Source organism: Anabaena sp. UHCC 0253, from assembly GCF_009712085.1.
Lineage (GTDB): Bacteria > Cyanobacteriota > Cyanobacteriia > Cyanobacteriales > Nostocaceae > Dolichospermum.
In genome coordinates, this window is record NZ_VILD01000002.1 from 569295 (window position 1) to 589657 (window position 20363).

Annotated in this window: 17 protein-coding genes and 1 pseudogene; 8 read left to right on the forward strand and 10 right to left on the reverse strand. The window is 38.0% G+C overall.

Features of this window, described 5'->3' with window-relative positions; all coding sequences use genetic code 11:
- From FJR38_RS06760 to FJR38_RS06785, 6 genes and pseudogenes are all read right to left on the reverse strand, one after another.
- Positions 1-1702, reverse strand: a 1702-nt coding sequence (locus FJR38_RS06760; protein WP_254449372.1) for a molybdopterin-dependent oxidoreductase, incomplete at its 3' end; no start/stop codon positions are given.
- An 84-nt stretch (positions 1703-1786) separates the two neighbouring features.
- Positions 1787-2629: a nitrate ABC transporter ATP-binding protein gene (locus tag FJR38_RS06765; protein ID WP_168536083.1), complete on the reverse strand. Its 843-nt coding sequence runs from the start codon at positions 2627-2629 to the stop codon at positions 1787-1789.
- Positions 2630-2730: 101 nt separating this feature from the next.
- On the reverse strand, positions 2731-4704 hold the full coding sequence (locus FJR38_RS06770) for a nitrate ABC transporter ATP-binding protein (protein WP_168536085.1): 1974 nt from the start codon (positions 4702-4704) through the stop codon (positions 2731-2733).
- 193 nt (positions 4705-4897) lie between these two features.
- Complete coding sequence (gene ntrB / locus FJR38_RS06775; RefSeq protein WP_168496753.1) at positions 4898-5740, reverse strand: nitrate ABC transporter permease; 843 nt, start codon at positions 5738-5740, stop codon at positions 4898-4900.
- A gap of 138 nt (positions 5741-5878) precedes the next feature.
- Entirely contained in the window at positions 5879-7204 is a 1326-nt protein-coding gene (locus FJR38_RS06780) for a CmpA/NrtA family ABC transporter substrate-binding protein (protein WP_168496755.1), read from the reverse strand.
- A 119-nt stretch (positions 7205-7323) separates the two neighbouring features.
- A pseudogene (locus tag FJR38_RS06785) lies at positions 7324-8891 on the reverse strand (ferredoxin--nitrite reductase).
- A 320-nt stretch (positions 8892-9211) separates the two neighbouring features.
- Here FJR38_RS06785 and FJR38_RS06790 point away from each other — a divergent pair.
- Both FJR38_RS06790 and FJR38_RS06795 read left to right on the forward strand, forming a co-directional pair.
- Entirely contained in the window at positions 9212-9508 is a 297-nt protein-coding gene (locus FJR38_RS06790) for a hypothetical protein (protein ID WP_168496759.1), read from the forward strand.
- Positions 9505-9900, forward strand: coding sequence for a type II toxin-antitoxin system VapC family toxin (locus FJR38_RS06795; RefSeq protein WP_168496761.1), 396 nt, complete (start codon positions 9505-9507; stop codon positions 9898-9900). The genes FJR38_RS06790 and FJR38_RS06795 overlap by 4 nt, the downstream gene beginning before the upstream one ends.
- Before the next feature lie 347 nt (positions 9901-10247).
- Here FJR38_RS06795 and FJR38_RS06800 read toward each other — a convergent pair whose 3' ends face one another.
- Positions 10248-10589: a XisI protein gene (locus FJR38_RS06800; protein ID WP_168496763.1), complete on the reverse strand. Its 342-nt coding sequence runs from the start codon at positions 10587-10589 to the stop codon at positions 10248-10250.
- 327 nt (positions 10590-10916) lie between these two features.
- Here FJR38_RS06800 and FJR38_RS06805 point away from each other — a divergent pair, with 327 nt between their 5' ends.
- The gene (locus FJR38_RS06805; RefSeq protein ID WP_168496765.1) at positions 10917-11096 is read left to right on the forward strand and encodes a hypothetical protein; all 180 of its coding nucleotides are present in this window, start codon (positions 10917-10919) and stop codon (positions 11094-11096) included.
- Between the two features lie 52 nt (positions 11097-11148).
- On the opposite strand, the gene FJR38_RS06810 is transcribed toward FJR38_RS06805, so the two are convergent.
- Both FJR38_RS06810 and FJR38_RS27690 read right to left on the reverse strand, forming a co-directional pair.
- The gene (locus FJR38_RS06810) at positions 11149-12444 is read right to left on the reverse strand and encodes a sugar ABC transporter substrate-binding protein (protein ID WP_168496767.1); all 1296 of its coding nucleotides are present in this window, start codon (positions 12442-12444) and stop codon (positions 11149-11151) included.
- Positions 12445-12448: 4 nt separating this feature from the next.
- Complete coding sequence (locus tag FJR38_RS27690; RefSeq protein ID WP_217359993.1) at positions 12449-12637, reverse strand: hypothetical protein; 189 nt, start codon at positions 12635-12637, stop codon at positions 12449-12451.
- Between FJR38_RS27690 and pilM the strand changes: the two genes are divergently transcribed.
- From pilM to FJR38_RS27530, 5 genes are all read left to right on the forward strand, one after another.
- Positions 12621-13727: a type IV pilus biogenesis protein PilM gene (gene pilM, locus FJR38_RS06815; protein ID WP_168496769.1), complete on the forward strand. Its 1107-nt coding sequence runs from the start codon at positions 12621-12623 to the stop codon at positions 13725-13727. The genes FJR38_RS27690 and pilM overlap by 17 nt on opposite strands.
- A gap of 4 nt (positions 13728-13731) precedes the next feature.
- Positions 13732-14523, forward strand: coding sequence for a PilN domain-containing protein (locus FJR38_RS06820; protein ID WP_168536087.1), 792 nt, complete (start codon positions 13732-13734; stop codon positions 14521-14523).
- Positions 14520-15287 carry a pilus assembly protein PilO gene (locus FJR38_RS06825; RefSeq protein WP_168536089.1) on the forward strand — a complete coding sequence of 256 codons (768 nt, stop codon included), beginning with the start codon at positions 14520-14522 and terminating at the stop codon, positions 15285-15287. The genes FJR38_RS06820 and FJR38_RS06825 overlap by 4 nt, the downstream gene beginning before the upstream one ends.
- 170 nt (positions 15288-15457) lie before the next feature.
- Positions 15458-17860: a type IV pilus secretin family protein gene (locus FJR38_RS06830; RefSeq protein ID WP_168536091.1), complete on the forward strand. Its 2403-nt coding sequence runs from the start codon at positions 15458-15460 to the stop codon at positions 17858-17860.
- Between the two features lie 93 nt (positions 17861-17953).
- Complete coding sequence (locus FJR38_RS27530; RefSeq protein WP_174763899.1) at positions 17954-18139, forward strand: hypothetical protein; 186 nt, start codon at positions 17954-17956, stop codon at positions 18137-18139.
- 456 nt (positions 18140-18595) lie between these two features.
- Here FJR38_RS27530 and FJR38_RS06840 read toward each other — a convergent pair whose 3' ends face one another.
- Complete coding sequence (locus FJR38_RS06840; RefSeq protein WP_168536093.1) at positions 18596-20281, reverse strand: transglutaminase domain-containing protein; 1686 nt, start codon at positions 20279-20281, stop codon at positions 18596-18598.
- Positions 20282-20363 lie beyond the last annotated feature (82 nt).

The window sequence follows — 20363 nt, forward strand, 5'->3', positions numbered from 1 at the left end:
CACCGAAAATAGCGCGTCCATCTGAAGTATGAAAACGTAAATCTGTATATAAACGTTTAGTTTCTGAATTACTATCCTGTGAATAAGGCCAATGAGTTGGACCATTTGCTATTAAAAACTCATGACTTAAACCCGACATATCACAAGGACGCTGACGAGTTAATTGAACAAACTCTTGATAAACTTCCGCAGAATTATTAAAAGCAAACTTATCCTTAAAACCTAATCTTCTTCCCACTTGGGCGAAAATTTCCCAATCTGGTTTTGCTTCCCCTGGTGGTTCACGAAAAGCCGAACATAGCGTTACCATTCTTTCAGAATTAGTCATTATCCCAGTTTTTTCACCCCACTGCGCCGCAGGTAACAAAACATGAGCATAAGCTGATGTTTCCGTAGGGTAATAAGCATCTTGATAGATAGTAAAAGGCGATTTTAACAACGCTTTTTTAGTTCTTTCTAAATCTGGCATACTCACAGCAGGATTAGTTGCAGCAATCCACAATAAACCCACATTTCCAGATTCCAAACCAGTAATCATATCCCAAGCAGTTAAACCAGGAACAGGAGAAATTTGACCTTTTTTTAAACCCCAAAAATCTTCTATTTCCGTTCGATGTTGCTCATTTTTAACCGACCGATAACCCGGTAATAATTGCGCTAAACCGCCCGCTTCTCTTCCTCCCATTGCATTAGGTTGACCAGTCAAAGAAAAAGGACCAGCACCAGGTTTCCCGACTTGTCCTGTCATCAAATGTAAATTAATAATAGTTCTAACTTTAGCTGTACCTTCCGTAGATTGATTAACACCCATTGACCATAAAGAAAGTACAGATTTTGCTTGTCCCCAATATTTTGCAGCAGTTTCTAAATCTTCAATACTAATACCACATTGACGGGAAACAACATCAGGAGCATAATGACGAATTACTTCTGCATAAGCTGGAAAATTGCTAGTACAATCATCAATAAAAGCTTTATCTATATAATTCCATTTTATTAATAAATGGGCGATACCATTTAACAAATCAATATCAGTACCGGGACGAATAGCTAAATGTAAATCTGCGGCTTCTGCGGTAGGAGTACGACGCGGATCAACAACAACTATTTTGACATGAGGATTTTTCTTATGATATTTCGCTAATCTATTAAAAACAATCGGATGACATTCTGCTGTATTCGTACCAATTAAAAAAGCACAATCAGTTAATTCTAAATCATCGTAACAGCAAGGAGGACCATCAGCGCCAAAACTTTGAATGTACCCAGATACCGCACTAGACATACACAACCGGGAATTAGCATCAAAATTATTAGTTCCTAAACAACCTTTGAGTAATTTTTGAGCAATATAATAATCTTCTGTTTGAAATTGTCCAGAACCATACATACAGATAGAATCTGTGGCATTATTTAAGCTTAATGTTTGAATATGTTGGGTAATAATATCAAAAGCTTTATCCCAACTAACACGGCGAAATTCTTGATCTAAAGAATCACGCATCATTGGATAATGCAGTCTATTTTTATCTAAAGATTCGGTAATAGTTGCACCTTTAACACATACCATTCCTTGACTTGAAGGATGGGATTTATCACCTCTAACTCGCCAAGGTTGATGTTCTTTTTGTGCTGGGGTGGAGATTTCTAAACCGCAACCAACTCCGCAATAAGGACAAAGGGTTTTTGTAATTTCTGTCATAATATTTGGATTGTTTTCACGCAGAGACGCAGAGAGATTTTTGCATTTTCTTACTTTGCGACTTTGCGCCTTTGCGTGAGATAATTATTCTTCTTCAATATGAGCGCAACGACGAAAGAGGAAGTCTAGGGCGTAGTTTCTCAAGTGATAATATTCTGGGTTTTCCATGATGCGGCGACGGTTGCGAGGACGAGAAAAGGGTATTTCTAATACTTCGCCAATATTTGCTGCTGGTCCGTTTGTCATCATTACTAATTTGTCTGCTAGGAAAAGTGCTTCATCAATGTCATGGGTAATCATTAAAACGGTGACTTGATGATCTGACCAAATTTGTAGTAGTTCTTCTTGTAATTCTTCTTTGGTGATAGCATCTAAAGCGCCGAAGGGTTCATCTAAAATGAGGAGTTGGGGACGGATGGCTAAAGCACGAGCGATCGCTACTCTTTGTTTCATTCCTCCAGATATTTGACTGGGTTTCTTTTGGGATGCTTCTGTTAGTCCTACCATTGCTAAATGTTCTTTGACTATTGCCCGTTTTTCGGCTTTGCTTTTGTTGGGAAATACGGAATCAACGCCTAAATAAACATTATCAAAAACATTTAACCAAGGTAATAAACAATAGTTTTGAAATACCATCATTCGGTCTGGTCCTGGTTCTGTGATGGGTTGACCTTGCAACCAGACGACACCGTTGGTAGGTTTATTAAACCCAGAAACCATGTTCAGGAGTGTTGATTTTCCACAGCCAGAATGTCCAATCAAACAAATAAATTCACCTTCACGAACTTTGAGGTTGATGTCATCTAGAACTGTATAAGGTCCTTCGGCTGTGGGATAAACTTTGTTGACACCATCAATTACTAAAAAGTCTTCTTTTCTCTGGGTTTGTAATTGTTGGCTTTTGTTATTATAGTTTACTGTTGTCATGATATTTTTGGTAATAGGGAATGGGTAATCGGTAATAACAATTGACAACTGAGAATTGACAACTGAGAATTGACAACTGACAACTGACAACTGACAACTGACTAAATAAATACTTCTTCAACCCGAAGTTGACATTTAATTTCCAACCTTTTTAAATATTCGATTGGTTCGGAAGGATTAAAGACTTTACCATCAAATAATTTAATTGATTCTTCTCTACCAATATCTAAAATGCCTTTTTCTCTTGCGGCTGCACCAAACACATCTGGACGACAAACTCTGTCAATTACTTCTACCCAATTTTTTGGGAAAGCTACTAAACCCCAACGGGCTAGTTGGGTTAAAATCCATAACATTTCATTACGATCTGGATAGTTGGCTTTGTTGAAATAAAACTGATGGGAAGTTTGGGTTTTTTGGAAATCATACTGTTTGTAAGTATCTATTAAAGCTGGACGAAGATTAAGGGAATTACTTCCAATATAGTTAGGTTGAGAAATTAATTTGAGAACTTCTTCCCGGTTGCGAATATCATCACAATATTCACAAGCTGCTAATAGGGCTTTAACTAAAGCTAGATGTGTTTGAGGATTTTCTTGCGCCCAATCTTCTCTGACTCCTAATATTTTATCTGGATGTCCATTCCAAATTTCTGAAGTGATAGCGATGATAAAACCCAGGTTTTGATCAACTGCATGAGTATTCCAAGGTTCACCTACACAGTAACCATCAATTTTCCGATCTTCGAGGGAATTCACCATTTCTTGTGATGGAATTACCATCAAACTGACATCTACATCAGGTTGAATTCCACCGGCTGCTAACCAATAGCGTAATAATAGGTTTTGCATGGATGCAGAATGGACAATTCCCAAGGTGTGGGTTTTGTCTAAGTCAGTGTTAATGGTGGCTTGAAAATCTGCTAAGTTTCTAACTCCATTGTTGAATAATTCTTTGCTGAAAGTGATGGCGCTACCGTTGCGGGAAAGGGTCATAGCTGTTACCATTGATACCGGAGTTTTACCTCCTGCACCTAAAGTCATGGCTAGGGGCATTCCTGCTACCATTTGGGCTGCATCAAGCCTACGAGTTGCTACACCTTTGGCGATGTCTTTCCAGCTAGTTTCGCTGTTAAGGTTGACTTCTAAACCGTATTGGGCAAAGAAACCTTTTTCTTTTGCAACTATTAAAGGTGCGGCTTGAGTGAGGGGGATATAGCCAATTTCTAAATGAACTTTTTCCAAGTTTTTGTTAGAAATAATCGCAGGGGCAATAACTTGTTTTTGGCGTTTTTTCGCTTGTTTTTGTTGGTTGAGAAAGTAAATTATTTCGTTTCGTAAATTGTAGTAACAGGGATTATTAACTACTTCCAAACGTTGACGAGGACGGGGAATAGGTACTTCAAGAATTTGCCCAATGTGTGCTTCTGGTCCATTGGTTAACATGACAATGCGATCGCTCAATAATAAAGCTTCATCAACATCATGTGTCACCATCACACAGGTAATTCTGTGTTCATTACAGATAGTCATTAATTGTGCTTGTAAATTCCCCCTTGTCAACGCATCCAAAGCGCCAAAAGGCTCATCTAATAATAATAACTTGGGACGGGTAGCCAAAGCACGAGCGATCGCAACTCGCTGTTTCATTCCCCCCGATAATTCACTAGGACGTTTGTTAATAGCACGTCGCAAACCCACCATATCAATATGTTCTTCTATTATTCCCCGACGTTCTCCTTTAGATAGATTTTGATGAACTTCATCCACAGCTAAAGCGATATTTTCCCGTACAGTTAACCAAGGAAGTAAAGAGTAATTTTGAAAAACCACCATCCTATCAGGACCAGGTTCTCTTACTTCCCGTTCTTCCAAAGTTACACCACCAATACTAGCGCGATCTAAACCAGCAATAATATTAAGTAAAGTGGACTTACCACAACCAGAATGTCCAATTAAAGAAACAAATTCACCTTCAGCAATCTTCAATTCAATATTTTTCAAAGCAATATATTTACCACCATTGGGGAGGTTAAATATTTTGTCTACGTGATCAATTTCTAAAAAAGTCTTCATTATGAATGGTAATGGGTAATGTAAAAAATTACAAACTAAGACAAGACTTACGCAAAATATCTCTGAAACCCTCTTTTCTTCTTTTCTTCTTTTCTTCGTGTCCTTCGTTCCTTCGTGGTTCGTTCCTTCATGGTATGTCTTCGACACGCTTTGCGAACGTTCTTTCGTGACTTGTGCGTAAGTCCTATAAGAATTATTTTTGTTCTGTAGTTACAACCTTTTGAGCAACAAAAGCCACCATTCTATCTAGAATTAATCCCACCAAACCGACATATACCAAAGCGATAATAATCTCACTCATATTAGTGTCTGTAGTCGTATTATAGGCATCCCAAATAAACGAACCAATACCCACACCACCAACCAACATTTCCGCCGCGACAATAGCCAACCAAGATAAACCAATACCAATTCTTAAACCCGTAAAAATATAAGGAACAGTTGCCGGAAACACAATCTTCAAGAAATAATTTCCCTTCCGCAAACGCAAAACACGAGCCACATTTACATAATCTTGGGGAATATTTTGTACACCCACAGTTGTATTAATGACAATCGGCCAAATCGAAGTAATAAAAATCACGAAAATTGCCGAAGGATTAGCTTGTTGAAAAGCTGCTAAAGAAATTGGCAACCAAGCCAAAGGCGGAATAGTTCTTAATACCTGAAAAATCGGATCTACAGCATTATACAAAAAAGTATTAGAACCAATTAATATTCCTAAAATCACTCCTACAACTGCTGCCAAAGAAAACCCTAAAGCAACCCGTCCTAAACTGGTCAATATTTGCCAACCTAAACCCTTATCACTGCCACCATTATCAAAGAAAGGATGAAGAATAAAAGGATCAAAAGTTTCCCGAATTGTTTCTATTGGACCAGGTAATTCAAAACTAGGAATTAAACAAATTAATTCCCACAACACCAGAAAAACAACCAATCCAAACAGTGGCGGTAGAACCTTATTGATCAAAAACTTATTAATAACCTTCCGTTGTTTACTACCAACCCTACGACTTCCAGCAATAGCAGCCATTGATTTCTCCTAAGTAAAATATTAAAAATCTCTTTTCCTTCTCTTCTTTGCGCCTCTGCGCCTCTGCGTGAGACTTAAAAATCTAATTAATCTAGTAGACTATGTTATGTTGGGTTGAAAGTGCAACCCAACTGACAATTACACCTTCTTAATTTGCAAACTCTTTAAATATTCCTCTGGTTTTTCAGGATCAAACTTCACACCATCAAAAAATGTTTCCACACCACGAGAAGAACTAGCTGGAATTTCCGCAGCAGCTACACCCAAAGCCTTAGCAGCTTGTTTCCATAAATCTTCTCTATTTACCTGATCAACAATTTCCTTAACCTTCGTATCTTTAGGTAAATAACCCCAACGAATTTCTTCAGTTAAAAACCAAGTATCATGACTCTTATAGGGATAAGAAGCATTATCTTCCCAAAACTTCATGCGATATGGGAAATTTTGTTCCTTGCGTCCATCACCATAATCAATATTACCTTTAGCCCGTTCTAAAATGTCAGCTACAGCAACATTAAAGTATTTTCTATCAGCGCAGATTTTACACATTTCCTCTTTATTTTCTGGCTGATCACACCATTGTTGTGCTTCCATAATTGCCATTAACAAAGCTTGTGTAGAATTGGGATTTTTATCAACCCAATCTTTCCGCATTGCAAAGGCTTTTTCTGGATGGTTATTCCATAATTCACCTGTAGTTAAAGCTGTATAACCTAATTTTTGGCTGACTAATTGAGCATTCCAAGGTTCTCCCACACAAAAAGCATCAACAGTTCCAACTTTCATATTTGCCACCATTTGTGCAGGTGGTACAGCTTCCAAAATTACATCTTGATCAGGATTAATACCACCAGCCGCTAACCAATAACGCATCCATAAATCATGAGTACCACCGGGTAAAGTCATGGCAACTTTCATGGATTTTTTATCAGCTTTAGCTTTATTTACAGTTTCTTTAAGAGATTTACTTTGTAAACCTACTTTCAAATCTTTGAATTTTTCAGCAACTGAAATGGCTTGACCATTTATATTTAATCGTGCCAAAAGATACATTGGTACTTTATCATTTATGGTGAGAAGATAGGGCATGGGGGTAAGAATATGTGCGCCATCAATACCACCACCAGATGAGCCAATTTTCAAGTTATCACGAGTGACTGGCCAGGATTTTTGTTTGCTGACTTCAACATCAGTCATCCCATATTTAGCAAAGAAACCTTTTTCCTTAGCAATAATTAAAGGTGCAGCATCGGTAAGGGCAATAAATCCAAATTTGGCTTTGGTTGTTTCAACTTTAGGGGCATTACTAACTGTGGAATTGTTAGCAAGTTTGGTATTTGAAGAAGCAGAACTATCTGTTGTTGCCGAATTAGAGTTACTAGAGGAACAACCGTGTACTAAGATAGAAGTTGCTGCTGCAACACTGGAGGTAATAATAAATTTTCTGCGGGAAATATTGCTCATAAGAAACTCTTAGTCTTTCGATTTTAGATTTTGGATTTTGGATTTTGGATTGATTCCAATAAGGAATATTGCCCAGGTTTTATTTGGATTTTCAGAGATGTTTCTATTTAGCGATTGATTTAATGAGAAATTAAGGCTTCTTCCCTAAGTTTTGCGCCAAAGTTCTGAATAAGTAAATCTCGTAATATTGGTTGCAAGTCTTCACAAGCAATGCTTTTTTGGACACAAGTTCCTAAATGTGCATCTTTCCCAACTTTACCACCCATGTAAATGTCAACTCCTTCTAAGGTTTTGCCATTTTTTCTAACTTTTGTTCCCATTAAGCCAATATCTGCTACTTGGGGTTGTCCACAGGAATTAGGGCAACCTGTCCAATGAATTCGCACAGAACACGATAAAATTAATTCAGATTCCAATGATTTAATCATTGCTAAGGCGCGGTTTTTGGTTTCTATTAATGCAAAGTTGCAAAATTGTGCGCCTGTACAGGATACTAAGCTTCGCATTAATAAACCAGGATTAACTCCAAATCTTTCTAACAATGGTTCTGTTGAAAATGTTGTTAATGCTGAATCAGGAATATTAGGAATAATGGCATTTTGTTCTACAGTAAACCGAATTTCTCCACTTCCGTAAACTTCGGCTACTCGCGCAATTTCAAACATATCACCAGCATACAATCGTCCGACGGGAATATTTAAACCTGCGTAATTAAAACCAGGTTGTTTTTGTTGATATATCCCTACATGATCCCGTTTTTTCCAGTCAATTTCATCCTTCGCTGCTGCTGGTAATAATGATTTACCAAACCGCTTTTCTACTTCAGCCCGAAACTTTTCTATCCCCATTCATCAAGTAGCCACATTAACCGGGCTTTTTGTCTATTCGCGCGTAAGCCATGATTTCGGAAAATCTCAACAATGACCTTACATAATAATACAACTTCTGCGGGGGATACCCAGACATTTAGAGGAATAGCAGCTTCACAACGTTTTGCAGAAAATAAGCCGCCAACAATGACGTTAAAACCAAATATTGGTAATTGATCTTGATTTGCCCAAAAAGCGGGAATAAAGGCTAAATCGTTAATTTCTGCGTGAACTGAGTTATCTCTTCCTCCCGTAATTGCAATATTAAATTTACGGGGAAGATTGCTAAATTCTGGATTACCTTCACCGCTATTAGTGAGCATATCTTGAATTTGCTGCACCAATTCTCTGGTATCATAAAACTCATCTGCATCCAAACCTGCTACAGGATCACCTGTAATATTACGGACGTTATCCATCCCGGATTGGATAGTAGTCAATCCCACTTTGTGAAATTTGTTAAAGATATCTGGGATATCTTCAATTTTGATCCCGCGTAGTTGTATATTCTGTCTGGTGGTAATATCGGCGCTGCCATTTTCACCGTAACGCTGTACCACTTCTGCTAAAGCAGACATTTGATTGCTGGTGAGGATACCGTTAGGTAAACGCATCCGCATCATGAATTTACCGGGAGTGACTGGACGGAAGAATACACCTAACCATTTTAGGCGATGGTTGAGGTCGTTTTCGTCCATTGCTTCCCAACCTATTTGGGCAAAGTTTTCTATTTCGTTTTTAACTGCAAGTCCGTCTTTTTCAGCTTTGAATTTCTCGAATTTATTAAGTTTTTCGGTGGTAGTTGCTGCTTCTGTCATGGGCTTTTTTTAGGGAACAGGACTTAATTAACTGTGTATCCTTGTTCTTATCGGTTCTGTACTTGCCCCTTTGAGGAAACAACTGTTAGTAGTTTCCTGGTTGGTGGTTGTAACAATTTCGATGTTGTTACATTAGGTTGATTTTTTATAATAATTCGTATAGTAGGTTACGGAATTTAAGTGATTATGCAAAAAACGGATATAAATTTTGCGTTCTTTGCATACTTGATGAGTTTTTATCTGTGTAAGTGAGGATAAACAGTAATCTTTAAGAATTTGATAGAATATGAATAAATGATTGTTTGAATGGAGGAAATATTATGTTATTAACTGAAAATCAACAAGAATCAATGAAAAGAAGAATCGAGAAAATAGTAAATATTTTGATGGAAGAACGTCCTTTATTTAAAGAAGAACTGAATGCAAAGGAAATAATTCAGCATTTATGTAATGTCGTTCAGCGCAATTTAACTAATGAACAGTTTAATAAATTATCCGATGAAAAATTAAAAGAACATTCTAGCTTTGTAATGTCAACACAAATGTTATCAGGTTTGTTAGATGATTTGACACCTGAACAAATCGCTATTTTTGATGAAGCTGTGAAAAGGAAATGAGCTATTTATTAGATACAAACATTGTTTCTTTTGCAATGAAGAAAAATTTACAGATTATGCAAAAGTTAGAAGCAATGAAATTTCAGGATGCGTCAATTTATATTAGCTGTATGACATATTTTGAAATCAAGAGAGGTTTATTTGCTGTTAAGTCTCCTAAACAAAGAGAAGAATTTAATAAAATCTGTCAAGATTATCAAATCATTTTTTTGGATGATTTAGCAATTGTGGAAAAAGCAGCAGAAATTCATGCTAATCTCAGGTTACGAGGTTTACCGATTCAAACGGAAGATATTTTAATTGCTGCTACTGCTATTATTAAAGGTTTTACTGTGGTTTCTAATGATAGTGATTTATTGAGAGTTGAGGGTTTAAAGGTTGAGAATTGGTGAGAAGAATAAAGCATTTTGATATAGGTTGAGCATTGTTGAATGATGTAAAATAATTGATATTCAAACACCAGCCAGGGAATTTATTCCCTGTCTTAAAACTGAAGTCGGTTTTAACCGACTATTTATTTACAATGTATTTATTGTATTTTTTAAATAAAATTTAGATTGAAGTTCTTGTTTTTAATATTGCCTATTTTTAGGGAATATGTGAAAAATTATCATCAAAATTAACTGTTATAATTAAGTGATGAAGAATTCAATATAAAATTATAGAAGTTTAAAACATCCTCTAATCATTCAGCCGTTAGCAAAAAAAGATCCCCGACTTCTCTAAAAATCAGAACTTATTAAGTAACAGCAAACTCAGTCAACTTCCGAGTTTCTGGATCATAAAAAGCTAAAACAATATCTTCTTTCGGTACACCTTCTCTTAATAAATCTGTAGCTATTCCCTCTTCAGTCCAATCTTCCTCAATGTAAATTTTCTCATTTTTAATGCGAATGTAAACAGAAATTGTTTTTACTCGTTTATCATTTTTACAACCAATATTAAACCAAAGATATTGACTTCTTTGATCATCAAACATTAACACCTCATCTATATCAGGATCAATTACTTGTGATGAAATTTTCTCATATTCAGTTAAAATTTGTTTGATTAAGTTTTGATAATGAGTTAGCTTGTCCATTTGATAACCACCTCTTGATTAATATCAATAACTAATAGTGAAACTTGATATTTTTGTAAAATTAGTTGAATAGCAACTTGTTCAAAAAACTTTTAACTTCAATAAGTAAGTGGGCAAAATTAATTAAACATTTTAAAAATACCTAAACCAATGAATGACGTAGGGGCAAACCCCCTGTGGTTGCCCTAAACATGGGGTAGGCACGGGGGCGCTACCCCTACATCAAATCGCTACAATGTACGACACCAGACAATTTAGATAATACAGCATTTTAGAGAGTCATTTGCTATAATTGCACTTAATAATGGTTATTTGAGGTAAGTTACTATGATTACAAAACAAATGATTCACGAGAAACTAAAACATTTAACAGAAGAACAACTTCATCAAGTTTATGGAATTATTGAACAGTTAAAAAGTGCAGAAAAGGCTGTTAAAAAACCTAGTCTAATGTCTAAATTACGCAAACTTAAAACCTCAAAAATGGAAATAGGCAAAAGGATGTAATCACCAATTACCCATTACCAACCCTTCGGCTACGCTCAGGGCAAGTCACCAATCACCGATTATCCCATTGCTGTGCAGCATCTTCCACAGCTTTATCTACAGTTTTTTGTCCTAACATTGCAGCTTGTAAATTTTCATAAATTGATTTTTGCAAAAATTTAAAATCTTTGAGTTTAGGGGTTAATACCTCTGCTTGTTGTAATTGTGTCGCACTAATTACCCGCCCTTTTTCTGCTGTTGTAGCATTAGCAGGAACTTCCTTAAAGTATGTATCAGCCAAAGCCTTAACTGTAGAAGGTAGAACATTTGCAGCTTTAGCAAAGGTTAATTGATTTTCGTCATTAGTAACAAATAAAGCAAACTTAACGGCTTGATCAGGATATTTACTATCACGAGGAATAACGATATTCATGACAGCGACATTTTTCTTACCTGTATCACCTGTGATTTGTGGGGCAATAGCCGAAGCTTGGGCAACCTTGGGGGCATTATTAGCAATAGTTTTCAGAAATTCAGGACCAGAAGCTAAAAAAGCCGTTTCTCCAGATTGGTATAAATCTATCGCATGACGATGACCTTGGGTTAAAGATTCTTTCGGCAACAAACCTTTTTTATACAAATCTACCCAATATTGAAAAGCGGCTTTTCCTTGAGGAGTATTAAATCCGGCTTTACCTTCAGCATTAACTAAGGTGACACCCATTTGTACTAAGGATTCCAGCACTTCACCAGAATCTTGAGGAACAAAAGTAGCGAAAAAAGCATACTTACCTGTTTTGTCTTTAATTTGTTGTGCCATTTCCCCTAATTCTGCGTAAGTGGCAGGAGGTTTTGTAATACCCGCTTGTTTTAACAAATCGGTGTTATAAATAGTTAGTCGTGTGGTGAGATACCAAGGAATCCCAAAACTCTTACCATTGAGGCTACTTGCTTGCCAAATATTTGGTAAATAAGAAGAACGGACTGGACTGGGAACGTTAGCATCTAAATCTAACCAAGCATTTTTTCCTGCTAGTTGGGAAGCAAAGTCTGGATTTAGGTTGACAACATCTGGTGGCGTTTTTGCGGAGATAGATGTTAAAATTTTGTTCTCCATCGCTGACCAAGGCACATCTACCCATTTTACTTTTATACTGGGGTTTTGTGATTCAAAGGTCGTAATCAGGCTTTGGAAGTAGTTGGTAAATTGAGGTTGGAGTTGCATTGTCCAAAACTCAATTGTGGCTACACCAGCAGCAGGTTTGGGATTATTACTCACATTACTTGTGCTGCAACTAACTATCCAACTAGTAAATAAGCCTAGTAATGCCCAACAAACCAGTTGTTTAAATTTCTGCAATCGAATCATCGTATTAGGTGGTAGTATTTTTAGAATTAATCTGGGTAAGAAAAAAGGATAGAGAATTGTGGAGACTATAGGATATATCAATTATGGTAATCGGTAATCGGTAATCGCTAATTGGTAAAAGTTCTTGTCTGACAACCGACTTAGTATTTTTCTTTAGTAATCTAGCAGGTAAAACTGTGGTGAAAGCCTTCACTAGTTTTTTCAGTAAATCCAATAAAGGTATTGGAATTGAACTAGCACCCGAACGGGTGAACGTAGTACAACTACGTAAACAACGCCAAAGCTTAAAAATCGAATCTTTGACTACAGTACCAGTACCAGAAGGTATAATTATTGATGGTCAAATTGCTGATCCTCCAGGAATGGCAGAAATTATTCAGCAAGCGATCGCTCAAAGTAAAACTAAAGCTACTCATGTTGCTACTTGTATACCAGGACGAGATGCGATCGTCCGTTTAATTCCTGTCCCATCGGAGTTAGATGACAAGGAGTTACGGGACATGGTACTCAACCATGAAGCTTCTTTATATTTGCCCTATCCCCGGGAAGAAGCTGATGTTGATTATCAAAAGCTTGGTTACTTTGTAGACGAAGATGGAATCGAAAAAGTCCAAGTTTTGTTAGTTGCTACTCGTAAAGATGTAACACAAACCTACTTGAATACTTTTGAACAGGCAGGATTAACTGTTGATATCTTAGAAATTAATAGTTTTGCCTTAATTCGCACCGTTCGTGATCAACTGCGGCTATTTGGACCAGAAGAAGCAGCAGTATTAGTTGATATTGAGTTTGATAGTACAGAAATTGCCATCATTATTAATGGTGTGCCACAATTTTCTAGAACAGTTCCCATCGGAACGTATCAACTCCAAACGGCGCTGTCAAGGGCAATGAACTTACCAGCATCACGAGATATGGATATGTTGGAGAGTATGACCATTCCTACAACTTCAACTGATTCAGTCAATACAGGAGTGACAGGTAGTAATCCTGGTATGGCTTCTATGTTGAGAGTGCTAGGAGAACTATCCGATGAACTGCGACGATCTATTGATTTTTACCTCAATCAAAGTGAAAATCTGGAAGTTGCACAGATTTTTTTAGCAGGACCTGGAGGAGGACTACCACAAATTGATGAGTTTTTTACTCAAAGATTGAGTCTACCAACTACTCAAATAGATCCAATTACTTCTTTGTCTTTGGAGGTAGATACGGAAAGTTATCCATTAATTAAACGTCCTGGATTGGGTATTGTTTTAGGTCTAGGAATGCGGGGAGTATAATACAATGTACAGTCTAGATATTAACTTTCTTAAAGACCGTCCAGAATATCAGAAAAAAAGTGAAACTAAAGCTAAAAGACAACCTCTCCAATTAGGGAATTTAATTCCTGTTTATATAGGAGTTGGAGTAGGTTTAGTATTACCAGGTTTAGTGTTTGCTGGTTTCTCGTTCTTGGAGGGTAAAACTGCGGAATTAACGCAGGAAATAGGCAAACTAGAAGAGGAAGGAAAAGGTTTAGATGGAAGAATAGCTAACCTCAATAAACTTAAAGCTGAAGCAACCAATATTAATAACCAAACTAGGGCTTTAGTGACAGTGTTTGATCAAATACGTCCTTGGTCAGCAATGTTAAAGGATTTGAGCGATCGCATTCCTAATCAAGTGCAGATTGAAGATATCCAGCAAATTGCGGCTTCTCTCCCTGGTAAAGGTGCTGTAACTGCAACTCCTAGCAATACCGCTGGATCATTAGAAATTTCTGGTTTTGCTCGTTCCTATGCTTTAGTAAACGATTTTGCTCTGAGTTTAGGACAATCTCAATTTTTGAATGCGGAGGAAACTAGAATCATTACAGCAGAGTTAATAGACGCACCAGAAATTACTGGTTTTGTCCCCCCAGAAACTGACAGGTCTGAGTCCATAATTAAACCACCCCAAGTGGTTAAATACACCATTAAAACAGGTCTGAGTACCGTTCCCGCATCTGATTTAATTCAGGAATTAGAGAAGAAAGGCACACTCGGATTAGTAGATAGACTTCGTAATATCAAAAAAGTAGGAGTCATCCCTCAATGACACTTAGTGATGAACTAAATTTTCCAGAAAAAGGTACGGAGATCCAAGATTCTTCCCCCGTCCTCTTTGGTATCACCCTGACAACACCTATTATTGGCGGTATAGTCGGCGTTTTAGGTTTTTTAGGTGCGGGATATATGCTGTTGAATATGGCAATGCCCGCTTGGGATACCTATCAACAACAGCAAACCAAACGTGATCAACTACAAACAGAAGTTGAGCAAAAGAAAAGCCAAGCTAAACAAATTGGCAAAATCGAAGCAGATTTAACAGCAGCCAAACAACAACAAAAACAAGTTTTAGCTTTATTTGCCGATGAAAGAAGTTTAGACACCTTGTTGCTAGATACCAGTCGGTTAATAGAAGCTAGTAATGGTCAAATTATTGGTAATGCAGTTAGAGCAAAACTCAAAAAATTTGTTCCTGTTTTTGAAAAACCGCAATTAATAGAAGATGGCTCTTTGGGGGCAGAAGTTAATAATAAACTCAAACGTAGCATTATCAATGTGGAAATTGAGGGAAATTTTAATCAAACCCAATCCATTATGCGGAAAATCGAACAATTACAGCCTTTATTGTTAGTTAAAAACTATAACTCCAAATTGGCTGCACCAGAGGTATCAGGAGATAAAGAAAATGCCGTGCGAGTTGGTGTTGGTAAACTGACAACAACTTTTGACTTAGAAGCTTTAATGCCACTAACTTCAGAAGAAACAGCAGAAATAGCCGCAAAAACAGCAGCAGCTAACGCACCCAAAAAATAATCAACTTTGAGGTAAAAGTCAAAAGTAGATTGATTTATGTATCAGGAGGTTGTGCAGAAGTTCCCCAGAATGACTATATAGACAATCAGTAACTGCGAATTCTCAATTTGCGGTTAAAAAAATAGAGATAAGCGACAATTTAGACTTTTATTTTATGTGAGGAATGAACTGTGAAACAGTTTCATAATAATGTTTTTGTATCAAGTGCTGCCGCTTGTGTAATCTTAGCAGCCCAACCAGTTTTAGCACAAGTAACACAAATTACTGATGTTAAACTCAATCCCATTGAAGGGGGAGTTAGTGTAATTTTACAAACTGCGGCAGGCGATCGCCCCCAAGTATTCACAACGAAAAAAGATAAATCCTTAGTTGCAGATGTCATTAATGCTCAACTACGTTTACCCCAGGGTAATAACTTCCGTCAAGAAAACCCCGCACCAGGAATTGCGGCGATCGAAGTTAAACAATTAGATGCTAATAGCATTCGGGTGACAGTCATAGGTATTGATGATGTACCGACTAGTCAGCCCGTAATGCGAAAAGATAATAATCTCACCCTTGGCTTTACTACTACCACCAATACAACAGCATCCAACCCCACAAAGCCCACAGAAAGGGTTCTAGCAGCCCCAGCGACGACATCTGAATATAGACCAGATGAACCAGGTAAACGGCCAGATATTTTAGTACCTAACCCAGAAGTTACTATTGACGGTAAAATTGCCCAAGCCGCAGGACCAAATCAACCTTATAACCAAGCGCCGCCTTTTTTACCCAGAGCCGTTGCTCCACCAGTAGGAGATATTACTCAATCTAACATTGATACATCCCCTACAAGTATAGATTTAGGTACTCAAGAACGAGTTCCCCGTTTGGTGCTGCGTGATGCACCTGTGAGAGAAGTTTTATCACTGTTAGCGCGGGCTGCTAATTTAAACTTAGTTTATAGCGGTGGTGAAGGAGCAGCACCAGGCGGTGCTGCGGGTGCAACTAAGGCATCTGAAACAATTTCCCTAGATATAGAAAACGAACCTGTGCAAGATGTCTTTAACTACGTCTTGCGCTTGAGTGGTTTAGAAGCTAACCGCACGGGACGGACGATTTTTGTAGGGGCTAAATTACCTAACACCACCCGTGATAATGTCATGCGGAGTTTGCGACTCAATCAGGTAACAGTCGGAGTTGCCTTAAACTTTTTAGTCGCTTTGGGTGCAGAAAGTGCCGTCAGCCGAGAACGACTTATTACTAGTGTTAATGCTGTACCTGTAGGTGGTGCTGCTAATACCGCAGTTACCCAAACCCAGACGACTACAGAAACAAAAATTGAAACTCAACGGGTTGAGTATAAAGATTCAACTCCTTTACTCAGAGGTTTACAAGCATCAGGAGACGAGCGCACCAATTCCGTCACATTAATTGGTAGTCCTAAAATGGTTGAGATGGCAATATCTCAATTAGTACAACTTGATATCCGTCGTCGGCAAGTGGTGGTGAATGTCAAAATTATTGATGTAAACCTTTTAGGTATTCAAGACTCCAACTCCAGCTTTTCCTTTGGAATTGGTAATAACTATTTTGCTAGTGATGGTGGTGCAGCGACTTTTAATTTTGGTGGTTCTAGACCTGCTACAGCTGGTGAAGTGGCAACTAGTATTACTGAAACACCTGTAATTACTAGTCCAATTACAGGAACTCCATTTTTGGGTGAAGGGTTTTTTAACCAAACAGGTAATAGACCATCAGCAGATGCGCCTTTAGGCGCTGATGGAAATCCATTACAACCGGGGATTACAAATTTTAGTCCAGGAACGGCAGGAACAAGTACCACAGAAATTGTTCCGACAGCTATAGATCCTAATACTGGGTTGCCAACTCAGTTTGGTTTTCAAACTACTACAACCCCTAGCACTCCTGATACATATACATTTGGACTACCAACTCTATACCAATTTCCCAAACGTTTTCTTGCTAGTTTACAGGCACAGGTATCAAGTGGTAATGCCAAGATTTTGACTGACCCAACCCTAATTGTCCAAGAAGGACAGGAAGCAAGAGTTGGTTTAACTTCACAAGTATATGGTGGTATTGAACAAATAGTAGTCGAAGGTAATTTGACTAGAAGACCTATCATCAAGGATGCAGGACTAACTCTGACAGTGAGAGTAGAAAGAATTGATGATAATGGTTTTGTTTCTTTGTCTGTTGCACCTACTGTTTCTTCCCTTGCTGGTACAACACCTAGTCCTGATGGTGATATTACCCTTTTAGCATCAAGAAGTCTTGCATCTGGTCAACTCCGCTTGCGAGACGGTCAGACGCTTATCCTTTCCGGTATTATTCAAGACTCAGATCGGACAAGTATTTCTAAGCTCCCTATTTTGGGTGATATTCCCTTGCTGGGTTCGCTGTTTAGAAGAACAAACAGAACTAATGAACGCAGAGAGGTGATTGTATTGCTGACACCTCAAGTTATGGATGACTCAGAGCGTTCTGCTTATGGTTATAACTACACACCTAGTCCCCAGGTACGGCAAGTCCTGGAACGTCGTGGTTTAAAGGTTCAGCCCCGGTAGTTGCTTATTGGTCATTGTTTTTTACAATACCCGATTTATCGGAAAAGTCGGGTATTTAGGATATAGCAGTTGTCATAGCTTGTGATAGATTAAATGATGTTCACATTTGTATATACAAATGTCATTTTTATTGCTATGCTAGAAACTGTAAATGGGTTTGATTGGGATGAAGGAAACTCCAAAAAATGCTGGAATCGTGTTTCTCAAGAAGAAATCGAATATTTATTTCATCAGAAGGATGTTTTAATTACCCCATATAAGTATTGCAAAATAAATTGAACATTTTAAAAATTCCTAAACCAATCAATTTTGTAGGGGCAAACCCCCTGTGGTTGCCCCAAATACCGGGGTAGGCACAGGGGCGCTACCCCTACATTAAATCCAAATTTTTTATATAATTAATTTTACCTGCCTACTTGTTAAGCAAAATAAATTGAACATTTTAAAAATCCCTAAACCAATCAATTTTGTAGGGGCAAACCCCCTGTGGTTGCCCCAAATACCGGGGTAGGCACAGGGGCGCTACTTTGAATTTAAGGCTAATTTCTCTAGAATTAAATTTTGAACAATTTGACGATACTCTTCAACTGCCATTGGACAATTATCTCCTGTTTTGGCTGATATATGTTCAAATTTGATGTATGGTTAGCGGGCAAGACTTCGACAAGCTCAGTCCGAAAATGCCCGCAGGAGAAGAAATTTTTGGGTATTTGTTAAATTGGCAGTTCCTGAAAATTAACCTGTCGTACTTTCAAAAGGTGGTAATTCCTTCAGGATTGTAAACCGGATATGATTGATAGCCAAGTCACCAAGGGCAACTTCTTCCTTCGTTAAACGAACTCCATTACTGGTTAAAGTTTCAAAAGATATACCTTTACCAATTTCGACATGATACCAACATAAACCCATGAAGAACCTTGTGGGATATGGTCCACCTTCCTCAATATCATCAGGGTTAGATTCCATTGGCAACCAACCAATACCGGGAATATAGAACTCTAACCAAACATGATTAAAATCGGGTTGGAGAGGAACTCCTTGATGTTCGGCATAAATTGGAGATTTGTATCTACCAACAGTACGACAAGGAATACCATTAAGGCGACAAAGTGCTAGTAATACACCGACATATTCTCCACAAGAACCAGTACCCCGATCTAAAACTATATCTGGTGAATCAATATGAGGTTTAATACCATAAGCTAATTGATCGTAAACGTAGTTACGGATACTATACATTTTCCGTAATATATTAGTTTCCGAACTCACTGCTGTACGGGCTGCACGGATAACAATATCAGTATTCATTGCCAAGTCATCATCATCCACCAGATAGCGAGTTTTTAATTCTGGTGATGGTTCTGTGACATTTTCCACATCGTTGGGAGTAATACGATATTTAATACCGCGTACTTCTACAAGTGCCTTCCAACCAAATATATGCCGTTCACCGGGGGCGAGGGTATCAAATTTAAACAGGGCTACTCTTTGTCCGTCAATAATTTCTTCAGTGAACGGTAAACCTATTGCTTCAACTTGTTTGACCTTTTGCCGTTCTGTTTCCGAGGGTAAGGCAATTCGCCATTCTATATCGGCTAAATAAACTTCATCAAGGGGGGCAATTTCCTCCACATAAGACATTTCTAATAGATAACCATTAGATAGGGCGTAGCGTTTATCTGGGTCGTAATGATAATATAGGGGATGAATAAATGTGCGATCGCGGTACGTTAATTCATGACAAGGATCAGCATTGGGATTATCCCGAATATAAGGTTCTTCGCTGGAATATGCCACATAAAGACAATCTTTGCCTGTGTCATCTTGTCCATGAACGGCGATACCTGTAGGAGAATCAAAAGGAGTCAGAACACTAAAACGAACTTCTCCCGTTGCCCTATCCATAGAGTAAACTGTTTGTTCCGTGCGATCGCATACCCAGAGAGTTTCCTTCGTCACCGCCAAATTTTCTATACCTACACCAGGGGCATAAAATCTAGTAATTTCCTTGCGGGTATCACGGTCAAAAATCAAAATATAGCCAAGTCTTTGGCAACTAACATAAACGGTAGAATCCCAAACTGCAACGCCATCCGCAGGATAAGGTAAAGTAATAAAATGCTCTAAACCCAAGGATGCGACTTTGCATAAATAAACACCATTACCACGAGTCACCCAGAGATCATCCTCCCAAACAGCTAAACCGGTAACTTCTTGAAATTCTCGAACTTGGTGGGGATTGATAATCTTGCTGTTATCGGTGAGGGGGTCAATTTCCAACAAATGGCCTTTTACCGTATCAATAGCAATAAGTCGATCTTTAATGAAAGCAATCCCGTAGAGGGTAGCAGCAGTAAGTGGTCTAATTATTTTTTGCCCGAACATCTGGCTCACTGTCAAACTGGATAATGGAAGACTCATATTATTAAGCATATTATCTGTGAATCATTAGTTATTAACTTATTAGGGAACAGGGAGTAGGAAGAAGGGAGCAGGGAGCAGG

Coding starts and splice junctions, on each gene's coding strand:
- FJR38_RS06765 (WP_168536083.1), bottom strand. CDS start 2,629: ATGACAACAGTAAACTATAATAACAAAAGCCAACAATTACAAACCCAG.
- FJR38_RS06770 (WP_168536085.1), bottom strand. CDS start 4,704: ATGAAGACTTTTTTAGAAATTGATCACGTAGACAAAATATTTAACCTC.
- ntrB (WP_168496753.1), bottom strand. CDS start 5,740: ATGGCTGCTATTGCTGGAAGTCGTAGGGTTGGTAGTAAACAACGGAAG.
- FJR38_RS06780 (WP_168496755.1), bottom strand. CDS start 7,204: ATGAGCAATATTTCCCGCAGAAAATTTATTATTACCTCCAGTGTTGCA.
- FJR38_RS06790 (WP_168496759.1), top strand. CDS start 9,212: ATGTTATTAACTGAAAATCAACAAGAATCAATGAAAAGAAGAATCGAG.
- FJR38_RS06795 (WP_168496761.1), top strand. CDS start 9,505: ATGAGCTATTTATTAGATACAAACATTGTTTCTTTTGCAATGAAGAAA.
- FJR38_RS06800 (WP_168496763.1), bottom strand. CDS start 10,589: ATGGACAAGCTAACTCATTATCAAAACTTAATCAAACAAATTTTAACT.
- FJR38_RS06805 (WP_168496765.1), top strand. CDS start 10,917: ATGATTACAAAACAAATGATTCACGAGAAACTAAAACATTTAACAGAA.
- FJR38_RS06810 (WP_168496767.1), bottom strand. CDS start 12,444: ATGATTCGATTGCAGAAATTTAAACAACTGGTTTGTTGGGCATTACTA.
- FJR38_RS06820 (WP_168536087.1), top strand. CDS start 13,732: ATGTACAGTCTAGATATTAACTTTCTTAAAGACCGTCCAGAATATCAG.
- FJR38_RS06825 (WP_168536089.1), top strand. CDS start 14,520: ATGACACTTAGTGATGAACTAAATTTTCCAGAAAAAGGTACGGAGATC.
- FJR38_RS27530 (WP_174763899.1), top strand. CDS start 17,954: ATGATGTTCACATTTGTATATACAAATGTCATTTTTATTGCTATGCTA.
- FJR38_RS06840 (WP_168536093.1), bottom strand. CDS start 20,281: ATGAGTCTTCCATTATCCAGTTTGACAGTGAGCCAGATGTTCGGGCAA.